Source organism: Agromyces sp. NPDC058064 (assembly GCF_042885275.1).
GTDB lineage: Bacteria > Actinomycetota > Actinomycetes > Actinomycetales > Microbacteriaceae > Agromyces.
Genome location: NZ_JBHVSE010000003.1, coordinates 66,017 through 81,676, shown reverse-complemented (window position 1 = coordinate 81,676; position 15,660 = coordinate 66,017). Strand labels below are relative to the sequence as shown.

Annotated in this window: 15 protein-coding genes; 10 read left to right on the top strand and 5 right to left on the bottom strand. The window is 72.1% G+C overall.

Going from position 1 to position 15,660, the window contains the following annotated elements:
* The first annotated feature begins 33 nt into the window (after nucleotides 1–33).
* The 3 genes from ACFVSL_RS12055 to fgd are packed head-to-tail and all read left to right on the top strand — an operon-like array spanning nucleotide 34 to nucleotide 2,821.
* Complete coding sequence (locus ACFVSL_RS12055) at nucleotides 34–1,032, top strand: TIGR03557 family F420-dependent LLM class oxidoreductase (protein WP_386941218.1); 999 nt, start codon at nucleotides 34–36, stop codon at nucleotides 1,030–1,032.
* Nucleotides 1,029–1,796: a 2-phospho-L-lactate guanylyltransferase gene (gene cofC / locus ACFVSL_RS12050; RefSeq protein WP_386941217.1), complete on the top strand. Its 768-nt coding sequence runs from the start codon at nucleotides 1,029–1,031 to the stop codon at nucleotides 1,794–1,796. The genes ACFVSL_RS12055 and cofC overlap by 4 nt, the downstream gene beginning before the upstream one ends.
* The gene (fgd, locus tag ACFVSL_RS12045; protein ID WP_386941216.1) at nucleotides 1,793–2,821 is read left to right on the top strand and encodes a glucose-6-phosphate dehydrogenase (coenzyme-F420); all 1,029 of its coding nucleotides are present in this window, start codon (nucleotides 1,793–1,795) and stop codon (nucleotides 2,819–2,821) included. Before cofC ends, fgd begins: the two co-directional genes overlap by 4 nt.
* 239 nt (nucleotides 2,822–3,060) lie before the next feature.
* Here fgd and ggt read toward each other — a convergent pair whose 3' ends face one another.
* From ggt to ACFVSL_RS12020, 5 genes are all read right to left on the bottom strand, one after another.
* Nucleotides 3,061–4,899 (bottom strand): gamma-glutamyltransferase, encoded by a 1,839-nt coding sequence (gene ggt, locus ACFVSL_RS12040; RefSeq protein WP_386941215.1) that lies wholly within the window; start codon nucleotides 4,897–4,899, stop codon nucleotides 3,061–3,063.
* Nucleotides 4,900–4,984: 85 nt separating this feature from the next.
* Complete coding sequence (locus ACFVSL_RS12035) at nucleotides 4,985–5,464, bottom strand: hypothetical protein (protein ID WP_386941214.1); 480 nt, start codon at nucleotides 5,462–5,464, stop codon at nucleotides 4,985–4,987.
* Nucleotides 5,465–5,586: 122 nt separating this feature from the next.
* Nucleotides 5,587–6,411 carry an ABC transporter ATP-binding protein gene (locus ACFVSL_RS12030; RefSeq protein WP_386941213.1) on the bottom strand — a complete coding sequence of 275 codons (825 nt, stop codon included), beginning with the start codon at nucleotides 6,409–6,411 and terminating at the stop codon, nucleotides 5,587–5,589.
* A complete protein-coding gene (locus ACFVSL_RS12025; RefSeq protein WP_386941212.1) occupies nucleotides 6,408–7,535 on the bottom strand; it encodes a putative F420-0 ABC transporter permease subunit in 1,128 nt (375 codons plus the stop codon). The genes ACFVSL_RS12030 and ACFVSL_RS12025 overlap by 4 nt, the downstream gene beginning before the upstream one ends.
* Nucleotides 7,535–8,557 (bottom strand): putative F420-0 ABC transporter substrate-binding protein, encoded by a 1,023-nt coding sequence (locus ACFVSL_RS12020; protein WP_386941211.1) that lies wholly within the window; start codon nucleotides 8,555–8,557, stop codon nucleotides 7,535–7,537. The genes ACFVSL_RS12025 and ACFVSL_RS12020 overlap by 1 nt, the downstream gene beginning before the upstream one ends.
* A gap of 282 nt (nucleotides 8,558–8,839) precedes the next feature.
* Here ACFVSL_RS12020 and ACFVSL_RS12015 point away from each other — a divergent pair, with 282 nt between their 5' ends.
* The 7 genes from ACFVSL_RS12015 to ACFVSL_RS11985 all read left to right on the top strand — a co-directional run bounded on the left by ACFVSL_RS12015 (nucleotide 8,840) and on the right by ACFVSL_RS11985 (nucleotide 15,367).
* A complete protein-coding gene (locus ACFVSL_RS12015) occupies nucleotides 8,840–9,817 on the top strand; it encodes an alpha/beta hydrolase (RefSeq protein ID WP_386941210.1) in 978 nt (325 codons plus the stop codon).
* Nucleotides 9,814–11,256: a dihydroorotase family protein gene (locus ACFVSL_RS12010; protein WP_386941209.1), complete on the top strand. Its 1,443-nt coding sequence runs from the start codon at nucleotides 9,814–9,816 to the stop codon at nucleotides 11,254–11,256. Before ACFVSL_RS12015 ends, ACFVSL_RS12010 begins: the two co-directional genes overlap by 4 nt.
* 1 nt (nucleotide 11,257) lies before the next feature.
* Entirely contained in the window at nucleotides 11,258–12,250 is a 993-nt protein-coding gene (locus ACFVSL_RS12005; protein WP_386941208.1) for an LLM class flavin-dependent oxidoreductase, read from the top strand.
* Between the two features lie 133 nt (nucleotides 12,251–12,383).
* Complete coding sequence (locus tag ACFVSL_RS12000; protein WP_386941207.1) at nucleotides 12,384–13,223, top strand: ABC transporter ATP-binding protein; 840 nt, start codon at nucleotides 12,384–12,386, stop codon at nucleotides 13,221–13,223.
* Nucleotides 13,220–14,053, top strand: a complete 834-nt coding sequence (locus tag ACFVSL_RS11995) for an ABC transporter permease (protein WP_386941206.1) — start codon at nucleotides 13,220–13,222, stop codon at nucleotides 14,051–14,053. The genes ACFVSL_RS12000 and ACFVSL_RS11995 overlap by 4 nt, the downstream gene beginning before the upstream one ends.
* Nucleotides 14,050–14,889, top strand: a complete 840-nt coding sequence (locus ACFVSL_RS11990) for an ABC transporter permease (RefSeq protein WP_386941205.1) — start codon at nucleotides 14,050–14,052, stop codon at nucleotides 14,887–14,889. Before ACFVSL_RS11995 ends, ACFVSL_RS11990 begins: the two co-directional genes overlap by 4 nt.
* 13 nt (nucleotides 14,890–14,902) lie before the next feature.
* Entirely contained in the window at nucleotides 14,903–15,367 is a 465-nt protein-coding gene (locus tag ACFVSL_RS11985) for a RidA family protein (RefSeq protein ID WP_386941204.1), read from the top strand.
* The last annotated feature ends 293 nt before the right edge of the window (nucleotides 15,368–15,660 follow it).

Below are 15,660 nucleotides of genomic sequence, written 5' to 3'. Positions count from 1 at the left end.
GACTGCGCCCCGCCGAGCAGGGAGGATGGAGGAGTGTCAGTGCACATCGGTTACGCCGCGATGCTCGAGCAGTTCCCTCCCGCCGAGGCGGTGGCGCTCGCCGCGCTCGCCGAGCAGCACGGCTTCACCGGGGTCATGGCGACCGACCACTTCCAGCCGTGGACACCCCGTCTCGGGCAGGCGTCGCACGTCTGGAGCGTCCTCGGCGCCCTCGCCGAGCGCACCCGCGGCGACTTCGGCCCGGGCGTGACGACGCCGACGTTCCGCACCCACCCCGCCGTGGTCGCCCAGGCCAGCGCGACCCTCGCCTCGATGTACCCGGGGCGGCACTGGCTCGGCATCGGCTCGGGCGAGGCGGTCAACGAGCACGTCGTCGGCCAGTACTGGCCCGAGGCGCCCGATCGCATCAACCGCATGTTCGAGGCCGTCGAGCTCATCAAGAAGCTCTTCGCCGCCTCGATCGCCGGGCGCGACGTGCGTCACGCCGGGCCGAGCTTCAAGCTCGAGACCACCCGCCTGTGGACGATGCCGCCCGTCGCCCCCGAGGTCTACGTCGCCACCGCCGGCCCCGTGACCGCGCGTCGCGCTGGCCGGGTCGCCGACGGCCTCATCACGACGAGCGGGCCCGCCGAACGCCTCGACGCGCTGCTCGCCCGCTTCGCCGACGGCGCGCGCGACGGCGGCCGCGACGTGCGGCGCATGCCGAAGATCCTGCAGCTGCATCTCTCCTGGGCCGCGACCGACGAGGAGGCCATGCGCAACGCCCTCACCGAGTGGCCGATCGCGGGCATGCGCTTCGGGCGCAGCGACATCCGTTCGCCGTTCGAGTTCGAACAGCTCGCCCGCACCGTGCGCCCCGAGGACTTCGAGGGCCGCATGGTCGTCTCGGCCGACCCCGACCGGCACCGCGCCGAGATCCAGCGGCACCTCGACCTCGGCTTCGACCGCATCTACCTGCACAACGTCGGCCGCAACCAGGCCGAGTGGATCGAGGTCTTCGGTCGTGACGTGCTGCCGGGGCTGCGCGCATGACGGGCCGCGCCGAGGCTGCCGGCTGGACCCTCGTCGTGCCGGTGAAGGCGTTCTCCGCGGCGAAGACCCGACTCGGCCCTGCCGTGCCCGCCGAGGCGCGCGCCGCCCTCGCCCGGGCGTTCGCCCTCGACACGATCACCGCGGCGCGCGCCGCGCGCGGGGTCGAGCGCGTGATCGTCGTCACCGGCGAGGTCGACCTCGGGTCGCCGTTGCCCGCCGGCGTCGAGCTCGTGCGCGAAGCCCCGGGCACGGGCGACGGCCCCGGCGGCCTCACCGCCGCGATCGACGACGGCATCCGCGTCGCCCGTGCCGGCGGGCGCGTGCCCGTCGCGGTGCTGCTCGGCGACCTGCCCTCGCTCCGCACGAGCGAGCTCGAGTTCGCGCTCGAGGCCGCGTCGCGGCATCCGCTCGCCTTCATCGCCGACGCCGACGGCACCGGCACGACCCTCGCGACCGCCGCCGACGGGGCGCCGATGCGGCCCGCCTTCGGCGAGCAGTCGGCCGCCCGGCACCGCGAAGCGGGCTTCGCCGACCTCGCGGGCGGCGCGCCGTTCGCCAGCCTCCGTCGTGACGTCGACACGATCGAGGCGCTCGAACAGGCGCTGCGACTCGGCGTCGGCGCGCGCACCGCCGAAACCGTCGCCGCACTGGCCGACGGCGCGCTGCCGCACACGGCCTTCAGCGCATCGAACCCGCAGAACCCGTCGAACTCGTCGACCCCGCCGACTCACCCCACCGACCCTCGAAGAAGGAGCCCCGAATGACCCTCACCCTCGGATACAAGGCCAGCGCCGAGCAGTTCGACCCGCGCGAGCTCGTCGAGATCGCCGTCGCAGCCGAAGGCCACGGCATGGAGTCGGTGTTCACGAGCGACCACTTCCAGCCGTGGCGTCACACCGGCGGGCACGCGCCGTTCTCGCTCGCCTGGATGGCCGCGGTCGGCGAGCGCACCTCGACCGTGAAGATCGGCACGAGCGTCATGACGCCGACGTTCCGCTACAACCCGGCGGTGCTCGCCCAGGCTTTCGCCTCGCTCGGCGTGCTCTACCCCGAGCGCATCATCGCCGGCTTCGGCTCGGGCGAGGCGCTCAACGAGATCGCGACCGGATTCCAGGGCGCGGGCGAGCAGGAATGGCCCGAGTTCCGCGAGCGCTACGCGCGCCTGCGCGAGTCGGTGCGCCTCATGCGCGCGCTCTGGAAGGACGAGGGCCAGGTCAGCTTCGACGGCGAGTACTACTCGACGCACGACGCCTCGATCTACGACCGGCCTGCGGGCGGCGTGCCGGTGTACATCGCGGCCGGCGGCCCCCAGGTCGCGAAGTACGCGGGGCGGGCCGGCGACGGCTTCATCTGCACCTCGGGCAAGGGCGCCGAGCTCTACGCCGACCAGCTCATGCCGGCGGTGCGCGAAGGCCTCGCGGCGCGCGACGACGGCCGCACCTTCGACGAGTACGACCGCATGATCGAGATCAAGCTCTCGTACGAGGAGGACCTCGACACCGCGCTCGACAACACCCGGTTCTGGTCGCCCCTCTCGCTCTCGAAGGAGCAGAAGCACGACATCACCGACCCGGTCGAGATGGAGCGCGCAGCCGACGCCCTGCCGATCGAGCAGATCGCGAAGCGCTGGATCGTCGGCACCGACCCCGACGCGGTCGTCGAGCAGATCGGCCAGTACATGGACTGGGGCTTCAACCACCTCGTGTTCCACGCGCCGGGGCACGACCAGCGCCGTTTCCTCGAGCTGTTCGAGCGCGACCTCGCGCCGCGGCTGCGGGCGCGGGGGTAGTACGTGGCGGCTGGGCCGGGCGGCTAGGCCGGGCGGCTAGGCCGGGCGGCGACGCGGTCGCGGCGTCGTCGCCCGGCGCCGGCCGTGCAGATCCGTCGAGTCGCAGGATGATCCGGGCGGCGTGCTGGGTGTCGACGGCGCGTGGCACCGGCCGTCCTGCGACTCGGCATTCGTCGGGGCGCTCGACGGTCTGATCGACGCTCGTGGGCCGTCTCGGCGGCCCGGGCTCCGTCGTCGGGTCAGCCGGCCGGCTCGACCACCAGCCCCGTTCCGCCGCCGCGGCGAACCGGCTCGGCGACCGCGGTCATGAGCCCGTCGTCGTCGACCTCGATCGCGGCGACGGCGCCGATCTCGGCCGAGGTCGAGAACGTGTGCCCGTACGCGGCGAGCGCCGTCTCGTACGCCGAGCGGAACGCCGGCTCGGCTGCGACCGCCGCGGTGTTGCGCTGCGAGGCCCGCGGTGCGGCGACCGCCTCGGGCAGGGTCATGCCGAGGTCGATGCGGTTGACGAGCACCTGCGTCACCGTCGTGATGATCATCGAGCCGCCGGGCGAGCCGACGACGAATCGCACCTCGCCGTCGTCGAGCACGATCGTGGGCGACATCGAGGAGCGGGGGCGCTTGCCCGGCTCGACGATGTTCGGATCGGCCGGGTTCGGCACGAAGCTGAAGTCGGTGAGCTCGTTGTTGAGCAGGAACCCGCGCCCCGGCACCGTCATGCCCGAGCCGCCGGTCTGCTCGATCGTGAGCGTGTAGGCCACGGCGTTGCCCCACCGGTCGACGACCGAGAGGTGCGTCGTCGAGATGTTCTCGGTGTCGGCGTGCTCGGCGGCCGCGGCCGCTTCGCACCCGGAAGCCGAGAGCGGTGCGGGAGGAACGGGCTTCACCGACGCGGCATCCGGATCGATCACGCAGGCCCGCGCGTCGGCGAACTCCTGACTGAGCAGCGTCTCGGTCGGCACGTCGACGAAGGCGGGGTCGCCGACGTAGGCGTTGCGGTCGGCGAAGGCGTGGGCGGTGGCCTCGAGGTAGAGGTGCAGCGCCTGCGCCGGGTCGTCGCCGGCGAGGTCGAAGTTCTCGAGGATGTTGAGCGACTCGCCCACGGTGGTTCCGCCCGACGACGAGGGCGCCATGCCGTAGACGTCGAGCCCGCGGTACTCGAGGTGCGTCGGATCCTGCTCCAGCACCTCGTAGTCGGCGAGGTCGTCGGCGGTCAGGTGACCCGCGTAGGCCGGCAGCGTCGCGCCCGGCGTAGTGACCGGGTCCTGCGCGATCGACGCGATCTCGTCGGCGAGCGGGCCCTCGTAGAACACCTCGGTGCCGCCGAGTGCGATCTGCCGCATGGTGCGCGCGAGGTCGAGGTTCTTGAAGACCTTTCCGACCTTCGGGGCGTCGCCGCCAGGGAGGAAGAGCTCGGCCGTGTCGGGGAACGCCGCGAATCGCGCCTGGTTGGCGAGCGTCTGGTCGCGGAACGTCTGGTCGACGACGAAGCCCCTGGTCGCGAGCAGGATCGCCGGCTGGAGTGCGTCGCGCAGCGACGTCGTGCCGAACTCGTCGAGCGCGGCCTCCCACGTCGCGAGCGTGCCGGGTGTGCCGACCGAGAGGCCCGACGACACGGCGTCGGCGAAGGCGTAGGGCGCGCCTGTCGCCGGGTCGATGAACGCGTCGCTCGGCATCGCGGCGGGCGCGGTCTCGCGGCCGTCGATCGTGGTCACCTCGCCGGTCGCGGCGTCGAAGTACACGAGGTACCCGCCGCCCCCGATGCCGGCGCTGTACGGCTCGGTCACGCCGAGCGCGGCGGCGGTCGCGACGGCGGCGTCGACGGCGTTGCCCCCGTCGCGCAGCACCTCGAGGCCGACGGCGCTGGCCGAGGCATCCACCGAGGAGACCGCGCCGCCGAAGCCGGTCGAGGTCGACGGCGCCGGTGGCGCCGGACGCCCGGTGACGGCGGTGCCCGCCGCAGTCGTGCTGCCGGCCGATGCGGCCGTCGGCGCCGCGAACGCCGCGAGCGAGACGGCAGCGACGATGGCGATGATGCTGCGGCCCGCGCTGACGCGGCCCCGCTCGACGTTGACCATGGAGACCCCCCGAAGTGGTGACACCTGCCCGTTCGGTGCTCACCGTAGACCCGGGTGGGGTGCGCGGCAACCCCTTGCGCCGCGCTCAGTGCAGGCCGGGCCGGTTCACGCTCGACGGGATCGCGCAGAAGTCGTAGTAGAAGCGGGTCGGCGCCTCGGGGTCGGTGACGTCGACGATGACGGATGCCCCGGAGTGGGGCAGTTCGTCGCCAGCGAGCGTCCATACCGAGAAGTGCCACACGCCGCGCACCGCGTCGTCGAGCAGGTGCTCGCCGTCGGCGACGAGCACGACGTCGTCGCCCTCGGCGCCCGCGAGCGCGCCAGCGCGGAACGGGTCGATCAGCCCGGTGCGCAGCCGCGACTCGTCGACCGCGCCGAGGCTGCGACGCACGACGCTCGAGCCGCGCGCGGCGATCGCCGCCGCGAGCTCGTCGGCGAAGCGGGCGGATGCCACGGGATCGGCCCCCTCGACGGCCACGAGACGCCGCCCGCGGCGGGCGTTGTGCAGGAACTCCTCGGCCACCCACTCGGTCGTCGGCTGCGGCCCGGCCTGGATCGGACTCATGCCTCGAGGCTACGCCCGGCACGGTGCCGGCGTGCCGCCACGTCTTCGGAGATCACCACGACTTCGGGCGGGAGGCGGCGATTCGATCCGAATTCGTGGCGATCGCCGAAGTACCGGCGAGGTCAGATGCGGGTCGAGACCCCCGCGGCCTGCGCCGACGTGCGCGACGCGGTGCCCGGCGCCGCCACTGCGATCAGGGGGCGGCCCGTGAGCGGGTGCTCGACGACCTCGGCGCGCACCCCGTAGATGTGCTCGACGAGCGACGCGGTGAGCACCTCGCGGGGATCGCCCGCAGCGACCACGCGCCCGGCGGCGAGCACGATCACGTGGTCGGCGTACGCCGCCGCGTGCGAGAGGTCGTGCAGTGCGGCGACGACCGTGAGCCCGTCGCGGGCGAGGCCAGCGAGCAGCTCGAGCGCCGTGAGCTGGGCGGCGAGGTCGAGGTGGTTCGTGGGCTCGTCGACGAGCAGCAGCTCGGGCTCCTGCGCGAGCGCGCGGGCGAGCGTGACGCGCTGGCGCTCGCCGCCCGAGAGCGACCCGATCGGGCGCGGTGCGAACTCGAGTGCGCCGACCGCGGCGAGCGAGTGCTCGGCGACGGCACGGTCGTGCTCGCCGGCGGCCGCGAAGGCCCCGAGGTGCGGGGTCCGCCCGATGAGCACCGCGGCGAGCACGCCGAGCTGCGGGTCGACCTCGGCCTGCTGCTCGGCGAGGGCGACCAGGCGGGCGCGCTCGCGCCGACGCATCCGGGCGATCGACCGCCCGTCGAGGTCGAGCTCGCCCGCATCGGCGCGCTCGATCGCGGCGACCAGGTGGAGCAGGGTCGACTTGCCCGCCCCGTTCGGGCCCACGAGTGCGGTCAGGCCACCGCCCGGCAGGGTCGCGTCGACGCCGTCGATGATCGTGCGACCGGCGCGGTCGAACCGCACCCGGGAGAGGTCGAGGCTCATGCGAGGCTCCTTCTGCGCAGCAGCAGCCAGGCGAACACCGGGCCGCCGATGAGGGCGGTGAGGATGCCGACGGGCAGCTCGCGCGGGTCGAACAGCGTGCGGGCGCCCGTGTCGGCCCACACGAGGAAGATCGCGCCCGCGAGCGCCGACAGCGGCAGCAGCGCGCGGTGGCCCGGGCCGGTGATGAGCCGCACGGCGTGCGGCAGCACGAGCCCGACGAAACCGATCGAGCCGCTCACCGCGACGAGCGCGCCGGTGAGCAGCGCGGTGCCGCCGAGCAGCAGCACGCGGCTGCGGGCGACGTTCACCCCGAGCGCCGCTGCGCCCGACTCGCCGACCGCGAAGGCGTCGAGGGTGCGGGCGCTCGCGAGCAGTGGCATCCCGACGATGAGGAGCGCCCCGCCCGCGATCGCGACCGACAGCCAGTCGGTGCCCGACAGCGACCCGAGCAGCCAGTTGAGGATCTCGCGGTAGCTGTCGTTCGTCGCGCTCCAGAAGATGACGAGGCTCGTGATCGCGCCGAACACGCTCGACACGGCGATGCCCGCGAGCACGGTCGCCGTCGGCGAGAGGCGGGCGCCGGTCGTGCCGGCGGCGCCGCCCGCCCGGCTCGCGCCGAGCGCGAGTCCGAGCGTGGCGAGCAGCGCGACGATCGCGCCGGTGAAGGCCGCGAGCGGCAGCACGAGCGCCCAGCCGAGCACCAGCACGACGACCGCACCGACCGAGGCGCCGGAGGAGAGGCCGAGCAGGTACGGGTCGGCGAGCGGGTTGCGGGTGACGGCCTGCAGCACCGCGCCGCAGAGTGCGAGGCCCGCGCCGACTGCGGCTGCGGTGAGCACGCGGGGCATCCGCAACTGCCACACGATGCCGTCGCGGAGCGGCGAGAGCGTCGGCTCCCCGAAGCCGAGGTGCGCGGCGACGCTCGCGAGCACGTCGGCGGGGGAGAGCGCCGCGGGGCCGATGGTGACCGCGATGACGATCGAGGCCGCGAGCACCGCGGTGAGGCCGATGCCCCAGAGGAGCGCGCGCGCCGAACCCGCTGGGCGAGGAGCGGCGGGAGCACGGTCTCGAGACGCGTCCGCCTGCGTCGGGCGCTCCTCGAGCAGCGGGTTCTCGGCGGACATCAGCCCTCCAGCGCGGCCAGCTGCTCGACGATCGAGGCGACGGCGTCGACGTTGCGCACGCCCGCCTCGGTCGAGGGGAAGTCGACGATCACGTAGCGCTCGCCCTGCACGGCGGGCAGGGCCGCGGTGGCGGGGTTCGACGAGAGGGCGGCGATCTTCGCCTCGGCGGTGTTCCACGGGGCGTCGACGAGCACGATCACGTCGGGGTCCGCCTCGACGACGGCCTCCCAGGACATCGCCGTCCACGTGTCATGCACGTCGGCGGCGACGTTGTCGAGCCCTGCGGCATCCATGATCATCTGCGGTGCGCCGATGCCGGCGCCGACGAACGGCTGGTCGTCGCCCGAGGAGTACCAGAGCGCGGTGTACCCGGCGTCCGACGGCGAGATCGCCTCGAGCGCCTCGCGCTGCGACGCGACGAGCTCGGCCGAGCGCTCGGGCACGCCGAAGACGGCGCCCGCCTCGTCGAACTCGCGGAACACCTCGTCGAAGGTCAGCGGGTCGGGCATGTAGCCCTCGCCCTTGCAGGCGGCGGGTGCGACGTAGCTCGCGACGCCGAGCGCGGCGAGGGAGTCGCGCTCGCCGGCGCCCTCGGCCGAGAGGTTCGACTCCCAGCCGGCGTAGATCAGGTCGGGCTCGACGGCGAGCGTCGCCTCCTGCGAGGGCACCTTGTCGCTCAGCACCTCGAGGCCGGCCGCGGCGTCGGCGTACTCTTCGGGCACGGGGCCGTCGGCGAACGCGGTGCCGACGACCTTGTCTTCCAGGCCGAGCGCGAGCATGAGCTCGAGGGTCGACGACTTGACGGTGACGACGCGCTCGGGGGCGGCGTCGAAGGTCACCTCGGTGCCGCAGTTGTCGATCGTGAGCGGGTAGGCGGATGCCTCGGCGCCGGCGCCGTTCGCGGCGGAATCGGCGGCGGGGTCGGCGCCCGCGGGGCTCGCGCAGCCGGCGAGCAGGGCGACGGCGGCGGTCGCGCCGAGGGCGGCGACGGCGAGCAGGGGACGGGTGGCGTGGGTGCGCATGGGCAGAGTTCCTCCGGGGATGGGTGCAGGGTGCAACTCCGACGAAGTCGGCGACTCGCGGCCCAATCCCGGGCCACCACGACCGGGCAAATCGAGCCCGGTGGTCGTCGCCAGCATAACGCCGCGACGAGTTTCGAATCAATACTGGATTCTGGATCCAAAATGAGTGATGATGGCCTCGCGGGCCCGGATCGAGTGATTCGAACCGGGTCGGGGCGATGGTTCGCCCGCCGTCCCGGGCCCGCGCGCAACGCAGCGTCGAGATCCGGGAGGACCCGAAGAATGAAGCACACCGAGGTCGAGTTCCACAGCGAGGGCGATCGCATCGCCGCCATCTGGCGCACGCCCGACACCCCCGGCCCGTACCGCGCCATCGTGCAGGGCCCCGGCTGGCTGGGCCTGAAGGACGCCAAGCTCTACGTGCGCTACCACGAGGCGCTGACGGCAGCCGGCTTCGCCGTGCTCGTCTTCGACTACCGCGGCTTCGGCGACTCGGGCGGCGACCGCGGCATCCTCTCGCCGAACCGGCAGCTGCAGGACCTCGTGAACGCCGTCACCTACCTGACCACCCGCGACGACGTCGTCGCCGACGCGATCGGCGTCTTCGGCACCGGCGGCACCGGCGGCGGCAACGCCGTGCTGCTCGCCGACGCCGACCCGCGCGTGAAGGCCGCCGTGAGCCAGGTGCCCGTCGCCGACGGCACCGACTGGCTGCACCGCATGCGCCAGGAGCACGAGTGGCTCGCCTTCCTCGCCGGCCTCGAGGAGGACCGGCGGCTTCGCGTCACCACCGGTGCCGGCCGCCTCGTGCACCCCCGCGAGGAGATCATGGTGCCGACGCCCGAGCGCCGTGCCACGAACATCAAGGCCGACGTCGACGACAAGATCCCGAGCGCCATCCCGCTCTCGTGCGCCGAGGAGATCCTCGCCTACCGGCCGATCGACGCCGCCGCCCGGCTCGAGACCCCGCTCCTCGTGATCGGCGTCGAGGGCGACGCGACGACCCCCACCGACCACGCCGAGCAGCTCTACGCCGCCGCGCGCGGGCCGAAGCAGCTCGTCATGCAGCGGCACACCACCCACTACGCGGCGTACGACCGCTACTGGACCGAGACCACCCCGCTGATCGTCGACTGGCTCGACCGCTACGTGCGGCCGAGCGACGTCGAGGTCCGCACCACCCGCTCGCCCGGTCAGGGCGAGACCTCTGAGCGCCTGGAGGCACCCATGGAAGCAACGCGTCTGGAGGCCGTGCGATGAGCATCGACCTCAGAATCTCCGGCGGCATCGTCGTCACCCCGAGCGGCCCGGTCGCCGCCGACCTGCTCGTCGGCGACGACGGGCGCATCGCCGGCCTCGTCGCACCCGGCGTCGAGGTCGCGGCGGCACGCGAGCTCGACGCATCCGGCCGCCTCGTGCTGCCCGGCATGGTCGACGTGCACGTGCACACCCGCGAGCCCGGCTACGAGCACAAGGACGACATCCTCACCACCTCGCAGCAGGCCGCGGCCGGCGGCGTGACGACGATGTTCGGCATGCCGAACCTCAACCCGCCGACGGTCGACGTGACGACGCTCCGCGACGTGTTCGACCGCTACACCGCGAGCTCGATCGTCGACTGGAACCACAACCCGGCCCCGACGAAGTTCGACGACATCGTGCCGATGGCCGAGATGGGCATCTGCGCCTACAAGATCTACATGGTCGTCGACACGGGCCGCACCTACCCGCACCCGGCCGGCACCGGCATCCACGACCACGGCCACCTGCTGCAGATCATGGACCGCATCGCCACCACCGGCAAGCGCTTCATCGTGCACCCGCACGACCAGGCGCTCATGGACTACATCGAGGGCGAGGTGCTCGCCCGCGGCGAGAACACGCCGCAGGGCTACGCCTCGGCGTACGCGGCCCGCGAGGGCGTCATCTGGGACACGGCGATCGACGTCGTGCTGCGCCTCGCCGAGGCATCCGGATGCCCCGTGCACATCGCGCACATCCAGACGCGCCGCTCGATCGACGCGGTGCGCCGCGCGAAGGCCGCCGGCGTCGACGTGACCTGCGAGGTGAACCACTGGGCGCCGTTCCTCTCCACCTGGAACGACGTCGAGACCCTCGGGCCGTACGCGCTCAGCTACTGGGTGCCCGACGACAACCGCGCCGCCGTCTGGGAGGGCATGCGCGACGGCACCATCGACATCGCGAGCTCCGACCACGCGCCGCACACGCGCGAGGAGAAGGAGATCGGCTGGACCGAGATGTGGAGCGCCCACACCGGCACGCCCGGCATCCAGTACTACTACGAGCTCATGCTCGACGCCGTGAACCGCGGCCAGCTCACCCTCGAGCGCGCGGTCGACATGGTCGCCCGCATCCCCGCCGAGAAGTTCGGGCTCGCGGGCGTCAAGGGCTCGCTCGAGGTCGGCGCCGACGCCGACATCGTGATCGCCGACCCGGCCCACGAGTGGACCATCACGAACGACGACGTGCTGTCGAAGATCGGCTGGACGCCGTACGACGGCCGCACCATCTCCGCCCGGATCGAGCGCACCCTCGTGCGCGGCCGGGAGGTCTACGCCGACGGCGTCGTCGTCGGCAAGCCCGGCGACGGGAAGCTCGCGGCCGCTCGGGCCGATGAATCGGCGGCTGCGGCCGCAGGCGTCGCGCTCGCCGTCGGCGGCGCGCAGGAAGGAAACTGACATGAAGTTCGGATTGCTGCTGCCCCACTTCGGTGAAGAGGCGAGCCGCGAGAAGCTGCTCGAGGGCTCGAAGCTCGCCGAGGACAAGGGCTTCGACTCGGTCTGGGTGCGCGACCACCTGGTGTTCGAGCCGCACGGCGAGATGGAGAAGCCGAACCGCACCTTCTACGACGCGCTCACGACGCTCACCGCGATCGGCGCGGTCACCGAGAAGCTCGAGCTCGGCACGGGCTCGCTCATCCCGTTCCGCCACCCGCTCGTGACGGCGCTCATGGCCGGCACGATCACGCAGCTCGTCGGCCCGCGCCTCATCCTCGGCTTCGGCGCCGGCACCTTCGACCACGAGTTCGAGGCCGTCGGCTGGGGCGACCTCAACCGCGTCGAGATGGTGCGCTCGAACGCCGAGATCCTGAAGCGCGTCTTCACCGAGAACGACGTGACCTACGACGACGGCATCTTCTCGTTCGAGAACGTCACGATCGAGCCGAAGCCCGTCGGCGGGCGGATCCCGTTCTGGTACTGCGGCGCGACGCCGGCCTCGGCCCGCCTCGCGGCCGAGTACGCCGACGGCTGGATGCCCGGCCGCATCTCGCTGCGCACGATGGAGAAGCGCATCGCCACGATGCGCGACATGACGGATGCCTCGGGCCGCCCCATGCCGACGGTCGCCGTGATCCCGCCGACGTCCATCGAGGACACCCGCGAAGACGCGCTGAAGCACGTGAACATCCCGGGCCTGCTCGCCTGGGCGAACAAGGCGCGGTTCACGGTGAAGCCCGAGTCGGGCAGCTTCCAGACCGTCGAGGACCTCGAGGGCCAGCTCATCGTGGGCGACCCCGAGCAGGCCGTCGAGGAGATCCGGAAGTTCGAGGCGCTCGGCGTCGAGCACCTCGTGTTCGACTTCCGGTTCAAGTTCGACCGCTTCTTCGAGCAGATCGAGCTGCTCGGCACCGAGGTGCTGCCGAAGTTCCGCCAGGGCCAGGCCGCGGCGTAGCCGCCACCCGGTCCAACACCGGTGGTCGAGTAGCGAGCGAAGCGAGCGTATCGAGACCCGTCACGAGGTCTCGATACGCTTCGCTACTCGACCACCGAACCGAACAGATCGACACCTCAACGAGGAGGAGCGAATGACGACCCCGACGACCGAACCACGCAGCCCCGAGGCATCCCCGCCAGCCCCACTGATCTCGGTGCGCGATCTCTCGGTGAGCTACGACGTGGCCCGCACCGGCAAGCGGCTCATCGCCATCGAGGGCGTCGACCTCGACGTGCACGAGGGCGAGTTCGTCACCGTGCTCGGCCCTTCGGGGTGCGGCAAGACGACCTTCATGAACGTCGTCGCGGGGCTCGTGAAGCCCACGACGGGCTCCGTGCACGTCGACGGCGCGCCCGTGACCGGGCCGGGGCCCGACCGCGCGGTCGTGTTCCAGGACTACGCGCTGCTGCCGTGGCGCACCGTCTTCGACAACGTGAAGTTCGGCCTCGAGATGCAGAAGGGGCTGAAGGGGGAGGGTTGGCGCGACCGGGTGCAGGAGGCGATCGAGATGGTCGGCCTCGCCGGCTTCGAGTCGTCCTACCCGCGCGAGCTGTCGGGCGGCATGCAGCAGCGCGTCGGGCTCGCCCGGGCGTTCGTCGCCGAGCCCCGCATCCTGCTCATGGACGAACCGCTCGGCGCCGTCGACGCCCTCACCCGCGAGGTGATGCGCGACGAGATCGACAAGCTCATCCAGAAGACCGGCAAGACGGTGCTCTTCATCACGCACTCGATCGAGGAGGCGATCCTGCTCGGCGACCGGATCGTCGTCTTCAAGAGCCACCCGGGTGCGATCAAGGAGGTCATCGAGACGGGACTCGAGCGGCCGCGCTCCGAGCGCAGCGTGCAGCACGACCCACGATTCCTCGAGCTGCGCGACCACCTGTGGGAGGCCCTCCAGGGCGAGGCGACGGCGGCGGCGGTCTCGAAATGAGCACCTTCCTCGCGAGCGGGCCGAACCTCGGCCGCGGCGGCGTCGGTGCGTGGCTCGCCGGGCTCAGCCCCGCGGGCAAGGCCGGCGTGCTCGCCGTCGAGGTCGTCGTCATGCTCGTCGTCTGGCAGCTCGTCGTCGGCGTGTTCGGGTGGATCAACCCCGTCTTCCTGCCGCCGCCCACCGCGATCTGGCAGGGCTTCGTCGAGCTCGTCTCGAGCGGCGTGCTCTGGCCGAACCTGCTCATCTCGCTGCAGGCGTGGCTCATCGGCTTCGTCATCGCGGCGGTCATCGCGATCCCGGTCGGACTGCTCATGGGCAGCTCGCTGCCGGTCGACCGCGTGGTCGGCCCGATCGCGTGGACGATCTACGCGACCCCCTCGATCGCCTACCAGCCGCTCGCGAAGGCGTGGTTCGGCTTCGGCATCGGGCCCGTCGTCTTCCTCGTCGCGATCAGCGCGCTGTTCCCGATCCTGCTCAACGTGGCGGCGGGCATGCGCACGACGAACCCGTCGATCATCCGCGCAGGGCGCGTGTACGGGGCGAGCCGCACGCAGCTCTACCGCTCGGTGTACCTGCCGTCGACCGTGCCGTTCCTCTTCGCGGGCCTCCGCCAGGCGGTCGTGCTCGCGACGATCGGCATGGTCGTCGCAGAGCTCTCGGGCTCGGCGATCGGCATGGGCGCCCTCATCATCAAGTCGGTCAACACGTACCAGACCGACCAGGCCTTCGCCGCGATCGCGATCATCGTGGTGTGGAGCGTCGGCATGGCCCAGCTCGTGACCCTCGTCGAACGATGGGTCGCCCCGTGGACGAGGAAGGGCCGGCGATGAGCGTCACCAGCGCGACCGGAACCATGCGCATCGTGCGGCCACGCCGCGTCGTGCGCCGCGACGAGGCGAAGTGGACCTGGCTCCTCATCGGCGTCATCGCCGCCATCCTGCTCGTGTGGGAGGCCGCGGTCAGCTGGCTGCACCTCGTGCCCGAGGCGTTCCTGCCGCCGCCCACCGCGGTCGCGGCGTCATTCGCGCAGCTCATGGTCGACCCCGAGTTCTGGTCGGCGTTCGCTTATAGCCTGAGCAACGTCGCGATCGGCCTCGTGCTCGCCGTCGTGGTGGGCGTCGTGGTCGGCCTCGCGGTCGGCTGGTCGCCGGTGCTGCGGTTCACCGTCGCGCCGTTCCTCTGGCTGCTCTACTCGACGCCGAAGGTCGCGCTCGCCCCGCTGTTCATCCTCGGCCTCGGGCTCGGCAGCGAGTCGAAGATCGCGCTGGTCTTCCTGCTCGCGGTGTTCCCGATCATCCTCAACACGATGGAGGGCGCCGTCACGGTCAGCCCCTCGCTCGTGAACGCGGGTCGGGTCTACGGGGTGAACGGCCTCGCGCTCGGGTGGAAGGTCATCTTCCCGGCGACCCTGCCGTACAGCCTCTCGGGCATCCAGCGCGGCGCCGCGCTCGGCTTCACGGGCGAGGTGCTCGGCGAGTTCCTCGGGGGCACCGGCGGCCTCGGGCACCTGCTCGAGTACGCGGCGTACCAGTTCGAGATGGCCGAGGCGATCGCCATGGTCATCGTGATGGTGATCATCGCGAACCTCACGCTGCTGCTCATCTCGACGCTGCGCCGCCGACTCGCGCCCTGGTACGACGATCGCAAGATCGCGGGGGCGTCGTGAGCGGGGAGGCGTCGTGCTGAAGCAGGTCGTGCGGCCCGAGGGCGTCTACCCGCCGACGGCCGACTTCAGCCAGGCGATCCGCGTCTCGGGCGGCGACCTCGTGTTCGTGAGCGGCATCATCGGCATGCGGCCCGACGGCACGATGCCGGCGAGCACGCGCGAGCAGGTCGAGCTCGCGTTCGCCAACCTCGCGAAGGTGCTGGACGCCTCGGGCGCGACCCCTGCGGACGTCGTGAAGGTGAACGTGTTCGTCGGCGACTCGTTCGCGCTCATGCGCGACGACGTGCGCGAGATCCGCGCGCGGTACTTCACGCACGACTTCCCGGTCTCGACGCTCGTGCAGGTCGCGGGCTTCGCCTCGCCCGAGTACCGCTTCGAGATCGAGGCGATCGCGGTGGTGGCGTCGGCCTCGTCGGCCTCGTCGGCCTCGTCGGCCTCGTCGGCCTCGTCGGCCTCGTCGGCTCCGGTGGTCGAGTAGCGACGAAGGAGCGCATCGAGACCCTCGTCTCGCAGACCGTCGGCCCCCGTCTCATGCGCGATGACGGGGGCCGACTTCGTGCTGGTCAGGCGGCGTGCCGCTCGCGACGTCCGGACGAGCGATATTCACTCAGGGACTCGCCACCCGTGACTCGGGCATCGGCGGCAGGTTCCCAATCCCGCTGTGCCAGTTCCGCCTCACGCTGAGGCGGAACATGCACAAACGGAGTGCCTGAGGTCGGTCGAGTGGGCGTTTGCATCACGCAGGCGCCGAACAGGCAGAACGCGAAAGGA